The 13,614-nt window shown below is 48.2% G+C and carries 12 protein-coding genes and 1 pseudogene; 1 reads left to right on the top strand and 12 read right to left on the bottom strand.

What is annotated here, in order from left to right; translation table 11 throughout:
- Nucleotides 1–15: 15 nt before the first annotated feature.
- From D9736_RS04830 to thpR, 12 genes and pseudogenes are all read right to left on the bottom strand, one after another.
- Entirely contained in the window at nt 16–612 is a 597-nt protein-coding gene (locus D9736_RS04830) for a fimbrial-like protein (RefSeq protein WP_130217362.1), read from the bottom strand.
- Nucleotides 613–638: 26 nt separating this feature from the next.
- Nucleotides 639–1,244, bottom strand: coding sequence for a fimbrial-like protein YadL (gene yadL, locus D9736_RS04825; protein WP_130217360.1), 606 nt, complete (start codon nt 1,242–1,244; stop codon nt 639–641).
- Between the two features lie 14 nt (nt 1,245–1,258).
- Nucleotides 1,259–1,828: a fimbrial protein gene (locus tag D9736_RS04820; RefSeq protein WP_130217358.1), complete on the bottom strand. Its 570-nt coding sequence runs from the start codon at nt 1,826–1,828 to the stop codon at nt 1,259–1,261.
- A 16-nt stretch (nt 1,829–1,844) separates the two neighbouring features.
- Nucleotides 1,845–4,445, bottom strand: a pseudogene (gene htrE / locus D9736_RS04815) (Yad fimbria usher protein HtrE).
- Between the two features lie 34 nt (nt 4,446–4,479).
- Nucleotides 4,480–5,220 carry a fimbrial chaperone gene (locus D9736_RS04810; RefSeq protein ID WP_130217354.1) on the bottom strand — a complete coding sequence of 247 codons (741 nt, stop codon included), beginning with the start codon at nt 5,218–5,220 and terminating at the stop codon, nt 4,480–4,482.
- 104 nt (nt 5,221–5,324) lie between these two features.
- Nucleotides 5,325–5,909, bottom strand: coding sequence for a fimbrial protein (locus D9736_RS04805; RefSeq protein WP_130217352.1), 585 nt, complete (start codon nt 5,907–5,909; stop codon nt 5,325–5,327).
- A 346-nt stretch (nt 5,910–6,255) separates the two neighbouring features.
- Complete coding sequence (gene folK, locus D9736_RS04800; protein WP_130217350.1) at nt 6,256–6,735, bottom strand: 2-amino-4-hydroxy-6-hydroxymethyldihydropteridine diphosphokinase; 480 nt, start codon at nt 6,733–6,735, stop codon at nt 6,256–6,258.
- Nucleotides 6,732–8,129: a polynucleotide adenylyltransferase PcnB gene (gene pcnB, locus D9736_RS04795; RefSeq protein WP_205712921.1), complete on the bottom strand. Its 1,398-nt coding sequence runs from the start codon at nt 8,127–8,129 to the stop codon at nt 6,732–6,734. Before pcnB ends, folK begins: the two co-directional genes overlap by 4 nt.
- A gap of 59 nt (nt 8,130–8,188) precedes the next feature.
- Complete coding sequence (gene gluQRS, locus D9736_RS04790; RefSeq protein ID WP_167854546.1) at nt 8,189–9,085, bottom strand: tRNA glutamyl-Q(34) synthetase GluQRS; 897 nt, start codon at nt 9,083–9,085, stop codon at nt 8,189–8,191.
- Nucleotides 9,086–9,151: 66 nt separating this feature from the next.
- Complete coding sequence (gene dksA, locus D9736_RS04785) at nt 9,152–9,607, bottom strand: RNA polymerase-binding protein DksA (protein WP_001155227.1); 456 nt, start codon at nt 9,605–9,607, stop codon at nt 9,152–9,154.
- Between the two features lie 177 nt (nt 9,608–9,784).
- Nucleotides 9,785–10,489 carry a DNA/RNA nuclease SfsA gene (gene sfsA / locus D9736_RS04780; RefSeq protein ID WP_130204989.1) on the bottom strand — a complete coding sequence of 235 codons (705 nt, stop codon included), beginning with the start codon at nt 10,487–10,489 and terminating at the stop codon, nt 9,785–9,787.
- A 14-nt stretch (nt 10,490–10,503) separates the two neighbouring features.
- Complete coding sequence (thpR, locus tag D9736_RS04775; protein WP_130257832.1) at nt 10,504–11,034, bottom strand: RNA 2',3'-cyclic phosphodiesterase; 531 nt, start codon at nt 11,032–11,034, stop codon at nt 10,504–10,506.
- Nucleotides 11,035–11,107: 73 nt separating this feature from the next.
- Here thpR and hrpB point away from each other — a divergent pair, with 73 nt between their 5' ends.
- Complete coding sequence (gene hrpB, locus D9736_RS04770) at nt 11,108–13,537, top strand: ATP-dependent helicase HrpB (protein ID WP_130257831.1); 2,430 nt, start codon at nt 11,108–11,110, stop codon at nt 13,535–13,537.
- Nucleotides 13,538–13,614 lie beyond the last annotated feature (77 nt).

Here is a 13,614-nt window from a genome sequence, read left to right as displayed (position 1 = left end):
TGCTATTTTTATTAGTTATTCGTAGTAAATATCAACTAACACATGGCTCATAAGTTGACCAGATGTAACACTCAATGCAGGATCGATTTTTTGCATTCGAGTGCTAAATTTCCAGGATGAACCATTCATGTCATCCGACATCACTGGATAAATGGAACGTGAGCTGCCTGAAGCATTAAGAACATTGAATGTATTCGCCGGATCCTGGATAGAAAATATAACCACTCCTACATTACTCGCCCCTGACGAAACTTCATTGGAAAATATTTGTCGGGAACCATTAGCCATTGCACCACTTTGTGCTCTAAAGTCTATGTGTAGTTGATTTAATACATTTCCTGTTCCCTGAAATGCACAGTCTGAGACAGTGACAGTGAACTCTTTTCCACCTGGTTGATAACTTTCAGGAGTAACATTACCTGAAAAATATCCCACACCAACGACGCCAAGATCAATATTACCCTGGTTACTGATTCCGCTTTTGCAAGTGCTGTTTTTTACATTGGCAACAAGGTCGATATCCTGTCCAGCGATGGCTGGACAGGTAATGGGAAACAGTAATGACAGAAACAGAATTATTCTATTCATCAGCTTACGTTGAGTGGGATGCATATATAGTTCCTGAATCTGTCAGTCTGTTAGTTATAGGTGATAGTAAATGTTGCAGGGGCGAAAAAATCACCTGCCGTAACATTATTGACAGTTTTATCCTTATCTACCACAAGGACTGCACTCATATCAAAGTTCACAACATTAGTACCTGTTGCACCCACAATACTCTTTTCTTTCGCTTGAGGAGTAGCGCAGCTAAATTGTTTATTTTTATCTGCTCGATCTGGTGTTATGGCACCCCAGACTTCAACCACAACCGCATTTGCTTTTTCTGTGGATGTAGATGCATTGGCAAATCCATCACCATTATTGGCATTTCCTTCACATGTGCCAACTTTGGTTAATGTTATATATGCTTTCTTTCCTGGAATCCCTGCACAATCTTTAAACTGTAGTTTGAATGTTTTAATTTTGGTTTTAGCATTTATTTCAGATATATATACATCACCAAAATTAACCGTGGAGATTTTATTATTACCATCCATAAGTGTTGCTGTGCAGGTACCCATTTCCACAGTGGTAATAACAGTCAGTCCAATGCTGTCTGTTGCAGCATAAGACGGGACACTGAATAATGAGGCTACCAGAACCAGACTGCTGGATAATCCATAACGTAAATTTTTAAATGTCATCTTAATTATCCTTATTATTGATAGATGAAATTAAACGTCGCCAGAGCGCGGAAATTCCCCGGCACACCAGCGCCTTGAGATGTTTCACGTAGCGCAACAGTCATTTCAAGACCTTTGTCGGACGGTATTTCGTTTGTGTCCCAGCGTATCTTTTCCGCACTGTTGGGTTTAAGAAAAGTGGCATCATCAGCACCCCGTCTCTTGAAACCCATACCGATATAACTTGTCGTAGAATTTGTATCACCAGACAGCGGTATAATAAGCTTGGGTGAACTTGATGAGGCGTTTCCGGTCAGAGTGGTATCGATCCAGCTAATGCCACTGCTGCACCCACTGGCAACCAGTTTAAAATCAGCCTGAGATTCTGCAGTTTTATTCGCGATCTTATCCAGCCCCATTTTGGGGATTTTCAATGTGTAGTTATTATTGCCATCATTCGTGACATTATTACCAGTAAGAGTGATATTACAGGTTGTCGCTTTGACAGTAGCTGTAAACTCTACATTAATATCCGTTGCTAATACTGAGGGGGATAATAATATTCCCATCAGTGTCGCTATTTTATATGGCGTTATTTTTATCATTTGACGTCCCTTGTAGTTACTGAATCTGACACCGAATTCCATTCAGAATAATAGATTGCGCTATTTTTTCTGCTTCTGAACTTTGTTGATAATGCGCAAGGCAACTAACGGGTTTACTTTCTTCTATCCACTTAATGCTGATATTTCCCTGCTGTTCAATACCACGAACAAAAGCCTGTCCACCTTGTCCAACATTACCAATGACATTTCCTTGCTCATCATAAATATCTGCAGCAAATGGAATATTTTTACCATCACTTCGTGTGATGTTCATAATGGCTGATTGCCCTTGCACGGTTTCAAAATCAGCAAAGACGACTGACCCCTGACGCGGAACAGCTACTGCACTGGTACTTTTTAATTCAACATCGTTCTCGAGATCGTTGATATCCAGCGCGATACGGTTTTCATGATAAGGAGAAAGTGCACTGGTGACACCATACCCCCATCGATCGATAGTACTGTTGCCATAATTTATTCGCGCTCCTTGAGCACCTGGAGCCTGAACTATCGCCAGTGTATCGGAGTCGCTAAAACTGTCATTGCTGAAGGTCAGGCCGCCGCTATGCAATACAAAGCCACCGTCGGTGCTGAGAGAAACTTGACGGTTGTTATCGCTATTTGCAGAAACTGAACCTGCCAGGGTTCCCCACGGTGACTCATAGCTGGCATAACCCCCAACATAACTCAAATCTTTGCTGGCTTTATTCATCGTATAGCCAGTATTCACGCTATAACTGACGCGAGCGTTATCGCTATAGCCACTGCTACTGACGTTGAGTTGGTTATTACCCTTAAAGTCACTGCTCATCTGAGTATCAATACTCTGGAAACCTGAATTACGTTGTTCAGTGCCGAGTAGTTTTTCAATAGGAATAGTGAAACTGAGATAAATGCTATCTTCAGTGTCACCGTCTTCATTCCATGAACGCTGTGCACTGACACTGTAGCTGCCCCAGGATGCACTGTTACTGTAGCCAATAGAATAATTGCTACGATTTTGCCCTGAAGCCCAGTAATCGGACCAACTTCCGGAAAGCTAAAATGAACCGTAATCTTTTTTCTCAAATTTCAACGGTTGGTTAATACTGACCGTAACCTGATTTTTCATGCGCGAGTAATTACGCATGGATTTCGGTTCAAGATCTTGTTCGGGATGTTTCACTTCATCAATTAGAGTTAGTGCATCATTAAGACCAAGATAATTCTGTGTCGAATAGCGATAGGCCGCGATATTCAGTGAAGTACTTGTTTCTTCGAATAACTTGTTCCAGGAAACACGATAACTTTGCCCCTGATATGTTTTATCATCCGGGATACGAACATTGGAGTGAGTCACATCTAAAGAAAATGCACCGACTGAGGTATTCAGGCCAAGACCTAACAAACCGGCGGTATAGTTATTATCGGTAATCTGAATACCGGTATAACCCGTCAGATAGTTATTCAGACCGTAGTAGTAGCTGGCCTGAAATAAATTAGGCTCATCCTGAATATCATCTTTTAAGACCTGACCGCCGCTAATGTCCCAGCGTCCAACGCCAGGGCGTAACATTTGAACAACCGATGAGAAAGGTTGCGAGAATGTCCGCTTTGAGCCATCGGATTCTTCGACAGTAACAATAAGATCGCTGCCGTACCCTGACGGACTCAGATCATCAATGACGAAAGCGCCTGGCGGCACAGTCGTTTCATAAATCTTATAGCCACCTTGCGTAATAGTGACTTTGGCGTTGGTATTGGCAACACCATGAATGATAGGCGCAAAACTGGCTAATGTCGGAGGCAACATGCGGCTGTCACTGTATAAGCGAATGCCTCGGATACTGACGGAATCAAAGGTTTCGCCCGTAGTATAAGACTCACCAATAATGAGTTGAGATCGCAGCGAGGCGATATCACGTTGAACATACCGATTCTTAAAATCATAATTACTGCCAGAATCGGTCATCCAGTTGTAGTTGCCTGAGGCACGCAGTCGCCATGCACCTAAATTCATCCCACCGTTAAAAGCAGCATAAATGCTGTCATTTCTTCGACCAGGGGTTTCACTATGATATCCATTGAGGTTGTATGACAACATGGCTGCATTAATGCCGTTTTCCCATAACGATGGATCAACATAGTTTTGGTAATTTTTCATTACCCAGGCTTGAGGAACGTCTATATCCAGACGTTGATCGTTAACATCATAACGAACGGAAGCCTGAGGGATAATTTCCGTCAAATTGAGGCAATTGCCGAGAGCTTCATCCCGGGCAAGCAGAACGGCTTTTTCGCTGTTTATATCGGGAGAATTAATATGAAACTGCAATAAATTTTTAAGTGTGATACAGGCTTGTGCGTTCTTTTTTCCTTCAATCTCAACAAATGTAATGCTTTGGTTAATAATAGGTTGATCGTTGACATAAACACTGACGTCGTAAACACCCGGTATAGCAGGGTTACCTTCACTATACCGGCTGAGATCAATATTTGAGGCATTCTGCCCCATCAGGAAGGTATGGTCATATTCAACGAGTTCAGCACTGAAAGCACTATTGCAATACAGCAGCGCGCAAAACGTGGCGATACGGGTCAGATGATTATGATAATTTTTAGTTGGTTTTATAGTCACGTTATGCTTCCTGCGGAATTATATCCTTGCCTGATTACAGACTGGCATTACCTTCAATGGCTCCACCAAAGTCATTAATGGCGTAAAAATGCACTTTTGCAGAATTTGCTTTGCCATTAAGGCCAGTGACTTTCATGACTTCATCACTGAATGGTGCAATCATTTTCACATCAATCGGATAGCGTTTACCGCTGGCTTCTAAATCACCACTGCTAAAAGAGACGTAGTAAGGGGTTGGATTGGCCACTCGTAATGCTGCTTTACCCTCGGAACCTGACCAGGACCATTTCAGGGCTAATGGTGCTTCAGAGGGATTTCCCTTCAATGCTTCCGGGCGATAGAACAGTTTTATACGTGTGCGAAATGCCAGTTGCAGCAGGCTTTGATTTGCTACCTTTTCGGCATCTGGTTTTGGAGGAACTTCCAGTACGTTAAACCAGAACACGCTCTCTCTGTCTTTAGGCAGCGAGGTACTGGCGGTATACACCAATTTAATTGTTTGCCCACGTTTAGCATCAATACGCGATACTGGCGGCGTGGCGGTAAAGGGGACTTTAATACTGCCAGGTTCTGCGTTGTCATCGCCAGTATCTAACCAGCTCTGAACAAGCAATGGGTTATTCCCTTTATTTTCCAGACGTACGTTGACGCTTTTTTGATCGCCTTTGTATATTACGCGAGTACCAGAAATGACGATATCCGCAATAGTCGATGAGCTAAAAGCCATACAGGTTACGAAGCATAAAGCTGCTGTATGTTTGGTGTTAAAAAACATAAACCATCCCTGACAGAGTTAATTAAGACAGGGAATAATATAAAAATAGTAATTATTAATACTATTCCCTGTATATTCATTCAATCAATTTAATTGGTGAATACTTACTGATAAGTAATGGTGTATGCAGTGTTAGTTTTTACATAACCAGCAGTTGCTGTCTGACTTGCTTCAGCACGAACGTAAGACGCTTTAAAATCATAAACTGCAGATTTTGTCGTCGCATCCATGGTTTTAGTGTACACATCGCCAGGATTGTTAATTTGAACTTGTTTGATAGTGGAACCATCAATATTGTGCAGAGCGATATTTACGCCATCAGACGGGTTGTTAATAGACATGTCGTTGTTCAGCGTTCCTTTGCTATTACCAAAGAAAACAGAACCGAAGGTCATTTTAGCTGTGCTACCTGGATTCGGGTTCGCTTTGCTACAGTCAACGGTGATGCTGAAAGGTTTAGCTTTAGCACCAACGGTATCATTCAGTACGCCGTCAGTGATTTCACCAACAGTTGCAGTTTGCAGCAGGATTAGACCATCTTTGTTACCACCGTCTACACGGGTTTCACAGGTGTTATCAACAACCAGACCGCTGATATTTAACTGACCACCGTCCATATCTGCAGAAGCAGTACCTGCAACCATTGTCAGCATAAGACCAGACAGGGCAAAACCTAATTTTTTAGACATAAAAATCCTTGAATTATATTCCATGAGTTTAACTTCAATCGGGAGTCCGCACATGGGGAGGCCCGATAGACTAGGAAGATTGGTTTGTTAATGATGAGGACTTGAATTTACCGAATGTTACATCTGCTCATCATTAGGGGGGATATTGTGCATAATAAAAATTATATATCCACTTAATTCATCTTTAAGTAAAACTAAATATCTAAAGTTGAAAAAATAGTGTATGGGGTGGGAAGGTTAAGAGGGGGGGATATATTATTAATTGTGGTTGTAACTTAAAAATGCATTGATTGCAATTGTTGGGGAGTATTTTTCAGAATTTATTTATATTCAAGTGGCTATTTAATTACCACTTGTCTAATTCATCGTATTTATTTATTTGTAATAAGTTGTCTAATGTTGTTCCATCAGGAAAAACCAGCTCCGGCGCAATCTCAAACAGCGGCCACAGCATAAATCCACGATTCTTTATATCGTAGTGCGGAACGGTGAGTCGTTCGGTATTAATTGTTTCATTACCAAATAACATAATGTCGAGGTCCAGCGTGCGTGGTCCCCAGCGTTCAGCTTTGCGGACGCGACCTTGCTGCAACTCAATACGCTGTGTGTGATTGAGTAACTCTTCAGGGGCAAGAGCGGTTTCCAGCGCCACGGCTGCATTTAAGTAATCGGGTTGATCTTGCGGCCCCAGCGGCGGGGTACGGTAATACGAAGAAACAGCAAGAATGCGGCTTTCCGGAATGTCGCCTAATGCTTTCACGGCAGCATTGACCTGCTCCAGCGGAGAGGCCAGATTGCTGCCTATGGCAATATACGCCACCGTCATGCGGTACCCTCGCGACGCGGCGCGCGTTTGCGCGGACGGCGAGTGCGACGGCGCGGTGTTGGATCTTCATCCAGCTCGTTGAGCATCCCTTTTTGGTCTGGTGGCGCAGAAACCTGGAACTCACCCCACCATTTCGCCAGACGTTGCAGCTCGGCGTTGCGTTCCACTTCAGCACGCAGAGCCAGCAGGTCGTAGGCGGCGCGGAATTTCGGATGCTCCAGCAGTTTCCATGCACGTTTGCCCTGACGACGGGACATACGCAGCTGCAACTGCCAGATATCGCGAGTTAGCGTAGTCAGACGTTTCGGGATTGCCAGTGAACGGCAGGCTTCGTCCAGCACGTCGTTCATCGCCAGCGCGAAAGCGTCGTGATAGGTCAGGCCGCTTTCCTGAGCAATTTTCTGCGCTGTTTCCAGCAGTGGATACCAGAACATGGCGGCAAACAAAAACGCCGGGTTAACGCGCATATCGTTATGAATACGCGTATCGGTATTCTTCAGTACCTGCTCAATGATCCGCTCCATTGGGCTGTCGCCATTTTCCGTGAAGTAACGGGTAATGGTCGGGAACAGCGGCTGGAACAGATTATATTCACACAGCAGTTTATAGGTTTCGTAACCGTAGCCCGCTTGCAACAGTTTAAGAGACTCTTCAAACAGGCGTGCTGGCGGAATATCGTTGAGCAGAGTAGCAAGGCGTGGGATCGGCTCGGCAGTTTCTGGGCTGATGCGCATCCCCAGTTTCGCGGCAAAACGTACTGCGCGCAGCATACGTACCGGATCTTCACGGTAGCGCGTTTCCGGGTTCCCAATCAGGCGGATAACACCGTCTTTCAGATCCTGCATGCCACCAACGTAATCACGGACGGTAAAATCCGCGACGCTGTAATACAGACTATTAATAGTGAAATCGCGGCGATGGGCGTCTTCTTCGATGGAGCCGAAAATGTTGTCGCGTAGCAACATGCCGTTTTGCCCGCGCTGAGAAGTCGTGCGGTCGCTGACGTTGCCTTCGTGGTGACCACGGAAGGTGGCGACTTCGATAATTTCCGGGCCAAACATCACATGAGCCAGACGGAAACGGCGACCTACCAGGCGGCAATTACGGAACAGTTTGCGCACTTGCTCAGGCGTGGCGTTGGTGGTCACGTCAAAATCTTTCGGCTTTTTGCCAAGTAACAGGTCGCGTACGCCGCCGCCAACCAGCCAGGCTTCGTATCCCGCTTTATTGAGCCTGTACATTACCTTCAGGGCATTTTCACTGATATCTTTGCGGGAAATAGCATGCTGCTCGCGCGGGATCACCGTCACCTGTGGACGGGCGACTGCCTGTTCAGCTTCGCTCTCCTCGCGGCTCAACACCTTGCGGCAAAAATTAGCGACTCGGGTAAAAATAATACACCTCGGTAGTGTCAAACATCATTCAGGACAAAAAAATAGCGGCTAATCATAGCTCAGCATGACGCATTTGAGAATGTTGAATTTACAATTGCCGACTCTGGCACGGCGGTCAGCGTCCAGTTTTTGACGGCTGACTGAAGGATTTGTTCTACGCTGTAATCCTGCCAGTGCGCTTCTGCCTGCTGACCCAGAAAATGAAGTGCCGCGATTAACACCGGGCGCGGATCGCCTTTCGGTAACGCAGGCGCATGATTCTGCTTGGAAAGTTTAGCGCCTTGTTCGTTTAGCGCCAGCGGTAAATGAATGTAATCTGGCACCTGCCAGCCAAAAAGCTGGTACAGCGAGATTTGCCGCACTGTCGGTTCAATTAAATCTGCCCCACGAACAATTTCTGTGACGCCCTGGAAGTGATCATCGACCACCACCGCCAGGTTATAGGCAAACAAACCATCACGACGATGAATAATAAAATCTTCTCGCGCCAGTTTTTCGTCGGCGAGAATAATTCCGCGTAGTTGATCAGTAAACTGTGTGACCGGATGCAACTGCCGAATACGCACAGCCGCGTTGTCAGGTCCATGATGCAATGCTCGGCAATGACCGTCGTAAATACCGCCAATGCTTTGAATACGCGCACGCGTGCAGGTGCAGTAATAACTTAGCTCTTGCTCATGTAACCAGGCGAGTGCTTCGCGATAGGCGTCGTGACGTTGCGATTGCCAAAGAACATCGCCGTCCCAGTGCAGGCCGTAATGTTCCAGCTGGCGCAGGATAGTTTCTGCGGCACCGGGAACTTCACGAGGCGGGTCGATATCTTCAATGCGTACCAGCCAGCGACCTTGCCGGGCGCGAGCCTGCAAATAGCTGCCAAGCGCAGCAATCAGAGAACCAAAATGAAGCTCGCCGGAAGGAGAGGGGGCGAAGCGACCAATATACTGTGTGTCTGTCATCTCTTTGAACAAAAAATAAGGCGGGAGTATTTCCCGCCTGTGGTAAACGTGATGGAACGGCTGTAATTAGCCAGCCATCTGTTTTTCGCGAATTTCAGCCAGCGTTTTGCAGTCGATGCACAGATCGGCTGTCGGGCGCGCTTCCAGACGACGAATACCAATTTCAACACCGCAAGATTCGCAGTAGCCGAAATCTTCGTCTTCCACTTTTTTCAGCGTCTTCTCGATCTTTTTGATCAGCTTACGCTCGCGATCGCGGTTACGCAGTTCGAGGCTGAACTCTTCTTCCTGGGCTGCACGGTCTACCGGGTCCGGGAAGTTGGCTGCTTCATCCTGCATATGTGTAACGGTGCGATCGACTTCATCCCTGAGTTGATTACGCCATGCTTCCAGAATACGACGGAAGTGCGCCAGCTGGGCTTCGTTCATATACTCTTCGCCCGGCTTCTCCTGATATGGCTCCACCCCAGCGATGGCGAGAATACTCAGGGACGATGTTTTACGGTTTTGCCCTTCTTGCATGTTGCTTCTCCTTAACACGCACTATCGATCCCCATGTTCGGGGGAAAAATGAGGCCGCTATAAATAGCAGATGCTTTTCCGGATAGCAATTATCTAAACGTAACACTTGACAACTGTGTGAGGAAAAGCGTATTTGCGCACGCGACCAGAATGTAAATTAACCAGTTACTTACACTACTACAATGTAACAGGCAGTGATTTTTTAAGAGCCATACCTTCAGCAGAAAGTTCCGCTTTATAAGCCAGAATTTCTACTCCCCTCTGTTGTGCTTCTGACAATAGTTGCGCGTATTTCTCATCGATGTGGCGCGCGGGTGAAAACCGTGTAATGGCTGAATGCAGTACAGCGAAAAAAATCACCGCACGTTGGCCTTCAGCCGCTACGCTCATCAACTCCCGAAGATGTTTCTGCCCACGTTGGGTAACGGCATCGGGAAAGTAACCTTGCTCATTTTCCGCTAACGTAACCGATTTCACTTCAATATAGCAGTCAGGTCGAAACCTCGCCTGTAACATGAGGTCAATACGACTGCGCTCGGCACCGTATTTTACTTCGCTTTTCAGCGAGCTATAGCCTGATAGCTCCGAAATTTCCCCATTAAGGATAGCCTCTTTCGTCAATCTATTCGCCCAAAGCGTATTAACGCAAATAAATGCGCCGCTTTGGCTTTGGGTTAATTCCCAGGTGTGCGGGTATTTCCGTTTTGTATTGTCGGAAGTCGAATACCAGACGGTATCGCCAGGCGTTGCACAACCGGTCATCGCGCCAGTGTTGGGGCAGTGTAGCGTCAATTCACGACCATCAGGTGTGATCACATCGGCTAAAAAGCGTTTATAACGCTGAATTAGCGTGGCGCGCTGTAAAGGAGGAGAAAATTCCATTATGACAATCCTTGTTATTGCGCCAGCGTCCAGCGTTTGAGCGGTGTGTAACGTGTACGCCCACGGGCAAACGAGGAAGCATAAAGAGTGAACTCCTTCACCTCATATGACCAGTTAAAACCAGGCGGTGGGATTGTTACCGCCTCGCTGGCGTCGCGCAATAAGGTGATATGCGGATGAAACGGTCGATTGCTTTGAAAACAACCACTGCGTGCTGCCTGCGAACGAAGCATATTCGCCAGTTGGATTAAGCCGCGCGGCGGCTGGCGCATACCCAACCATACCACGCGTGAACGCAGCCACTGACCTGCGTCATCAAGCGTGAGTGTAAAACCGGGTTGACGAATTCGCCCGGCCAGCAGTGAGAGCGCCTTCTCTTTGTCTGCGCTTACTTCGCCTAAAAACGCCAATGTCAGATGCAAATTCTCAGCAGCAACCGGGCGGCCTGCTTCAGGTGGAAACTGTGCGGCGCGCCAGTGAATAATCTGTTCGCGGATTTCAGCAGGTAGGTCAATGGCAAAGAACAGCCGTTGCGGTTCAGACATGTCAGGCACTCGGTTATGAATTACCGCGATGCTACAATGTGGCGCGAAGAATGTTAACCCTCTGGAGCGTTTTGTGTCGTCGTTACCCGTTGCAGCCGTCTTACCTGAATTACTTGCCGCCCTCGATTATGCGCCGCAGGTGTTATTAAGTGCGCCGACCGGAGCCGGAAAATCGACCTGGCTACCGCTGCAACTTCTGGCGCATTCAGGCATTAACGGGAAAATCATCCTGTTGGAGCCACGTCGACTGGCGGCGCGTAACGTTGCGCAACGCCTGGCGGAGCTGCTGAACGAAAAGCCTGGCGACACAGTTGGCTACCGGATGCGTGCGCAAAACTGCGTCGGGCCGAATACTCGTCTGGAAGTGGTCACCGAAGGCGTGTTGACGCGCATGATCCAGCGCGACCCGGAACTGAACGGCGTGGGGCTGGTGATCCTCGATGAATTTCATGAACGCAGTTTGCAGGCGGATTTGGCGCTGGCGTTGTTACTCGATGTGCAACAAGGTCTGCGCGATGACTTAAAGCTGCTAATTATGTCGGCTACGCTGGATAACGATCGCTTGCAGCAGATGCTGCCAGAAGCGCCCGTTGTTGTTTCCGAAGGGCGCTCGTATCCGGTGGAACGCCGCTATTTGCCGTTGCCTGCACACCAACGCTTTGACGAAGCAGTAGCTGCCGCTACCGCCGAATTGCTGCGCCAGGAAACTGGGTCATTACTGTTATTTTTACCTGGCGTCGGAGAAATTCAGCGCGTGCAGGAACAACTGGCGTCACGCATCGGCAGTGATGTGTTGCTCTGCCCACTGTATGGGGCGTTGTCGCTGAACGATCAGCGAAAAGCTATCCTCCCTGCGCCGCAAGGAATGCGCAAAGTGGTGCTGGCGACCAACATCGCTGAAACCAGTCTAACCATCGAAGGTATCCGTCTGGTGGTGGATTGCGCCCAGGAAAGGGTAGCGCGCTTTGATCCGCGTACGGGTCTTACTCGGTTGATCACTCAGCGCGTTAGTCAGGCGTCGATGACGCAACGTGCCGGGCGCGCCGGGCGTCTGGAGCCAGGTATTTGCCTGCATTTAATCGCTAAAGAGCAGGCGGAACGCGCCGCAGCGCAAAGTGAACCGGAGATCTTACAAAGCGATCTCTCCGGTTTGTTGATGGAGTTACTGCAATGGGGATGTAGCGATCCGGCACAGATGAACTGGCTGGATCACCCGCCAGCGGTGAATCTACAGGCGGCGAAACGCCTGTTACAAATGCTGGGGGCGCTGGACGGTGAACGGCTTAGTGCGCAAGGGCAAAAAATGGCGGCGCTGGGTAACGATCCGCGTTTAGCGGCAATGCTGGTGAGCGCGAAGAGTGACGATGAAGCGGCTACCGCCGCAAAAATTGCCGCTATTCTCGAAGAACCGCCACGGATGGGTAATGGCGATCTTGGCGTGGCGTTCTCGCGCAATCAACCTGCCTGGCAGCAACGTAGTCAGCAACTGTTGAAACGCTTAAACGTACGCGGCGGTGAGGAGGACAGTTCGCTTATTGCGCCGCTACTTGCCGGGGCGTTTGCCGATCGTATTGCTCGTCGGCGTGGGCAAGATGGTCGCTATCAACTGGCGAACGGTATGGGGGCGATGCTGGATGCCGACGACGCGTTAAACCGCCACGAATGGCTGATCGCACCGTTATTATTGCAGGGCAGCGCCTCGCCGGATGCGCGGATTTTGCTGGCGCTGCCGGTCGATATTAATACGTTAGTAGAACGTTGCCCGCAACTGGTGCAACAGTCTGACACTGTGGAGTGGGACGATGCTCAAGGCACGCTGAAAGCCTGGCGTCGGCTGCAAATTGGCCAGCTCACGGTAAAAGTGCAGCCACTAGCGAAACCTTCGGAAGAAGAATTACATCAGGCGATGCTTAACGGTATACGCGATAAAGGATTAAACGTCCTCAACTGGACGCCAGAAGCGGAACAGCTACGCCTGCGTTTACTGTGCGCTGCGAAGTGGTTACCAGAGTATGACTGGCCAGCGGTCGATGACGCGAGTTTATTGGCGACGCTTGAAACGTGGTTGTTGCCGCATATGAGCGGTGTACATTCGCTACGTGGCCTGAAATCAGTCGATATTTACCAGGCGCTGCATGGATTACTCGATTGGGGAATGCAGCAACGTCTGGTGAGTTCCCTGCCTGCGCATTACACTGTGCCGACGGGAAGTCGGATCGCCATTCGTTATCATGAAGATAACCCACCTGCGCTGGCAGTAAGAATGCAGGAGATGTTTGGCGAAGCCACCAATCCGACAATCGCCCAGGGGCGTGTGCCGCTGGTGCTGGAGTTACTTTCACCCGCCCAAAGGCCGCTGCAAATCACGCGTGATTTGGGGGCCTTCTGGAAAGGGGCGTATCGTGAGGTGCAAAAGGAGATGAAAGGGCGTTATCCCAAACACGTCTGGCCGGACGACCCGGCGAATACCGCACCAACGCGGCGGACGAAAAAGTATTCGTAAGGTTGGTAAACGGGCATAGGGGCAATGTGCGCGCTGATGCCCTCACCCCGGCCCTCTCCCACAGGGAGAGGGAGAAA

This window comes from Escherichia sp. E10V10 (genome assembly GCF_004211985.1).
Taxonomy (GTDB): domain Bacteria; phylum Pseudomonadota; class Gammaproteobacteria; order Enterobacterales; family Enterobacteriaceae; genus Escherichia.
The sequence above is the reverse complement of the archived record's forward strand: the minus strand, read 5'-3'. Positions and strand labels throughout refer to the sequence as shown.

Coding starts and splice junctions, on each gene's coding strand:
- folK (WP_130217350.1), bottom strand. CDS start 6,735: ATGACGGTGGCGTATATTGCCATAGGCAGCAATCTGGCCTCTCCGCTG.
- yadL (WP_130217360.1), bottom strand. CDS start 1,244: ATGACATTTAAAAATTTACGTTATGGATTATCCAGCAGTCTGGTTCTG.
- dksA (WP_001155227.1), bottom strand. CDS start 9,607: ATGCAAGAAGGGCAAAACCGTAAAACATCGTCCCTGAGTATTCTCGCC.
- thpR (WP_130257832.1), bottom strand. CDS start 11,034: ATGTCTGAACCGCAACGGCTGTTCTTTGCCATTGACCTACCTGCTGAA.
- D9736_RS04820 (WP_130217358.1), bottom strand. CDS start 1,828: ATGATAAAAATAACGCCATATAAAATAGCGACACTGATGGGAATATTA.
- D9736_RS04805 (WP_130217352.1), bottom strand. CDS start 5,909: ATGTCTAAAAAATTAGGTTTTGCCCTGTCTGGTCTTATGCTGACAATG.
- D9736_RS04830 (WP_130217362.1), bottom strand. CDS start 612: ATGCATCCCACTCAACGTAAGCTGATGAATAGAATAATTCTGTTTCTG.
- D9736_RS04810 (WP_130217354.1), bottom strand. CDS start 5,220: ATGTTTTTTAACACCAAACATACAGCAGCTTTATGCTTCGTAACCTGT.
- gluQRS (WP_167854546.1), bottom strand. CDS start 9,085: ATGACAGACACACAGTATATTGGTCGCTTCGCCCCCTCTCCTTCCGGC.
- sfsA (WP_130204989.1), bottom strand. CDS start 10,489: ATGGAATTTTCTCCTCCTTTACAGCGCGCCACGCTAATTCAGCGTTAT.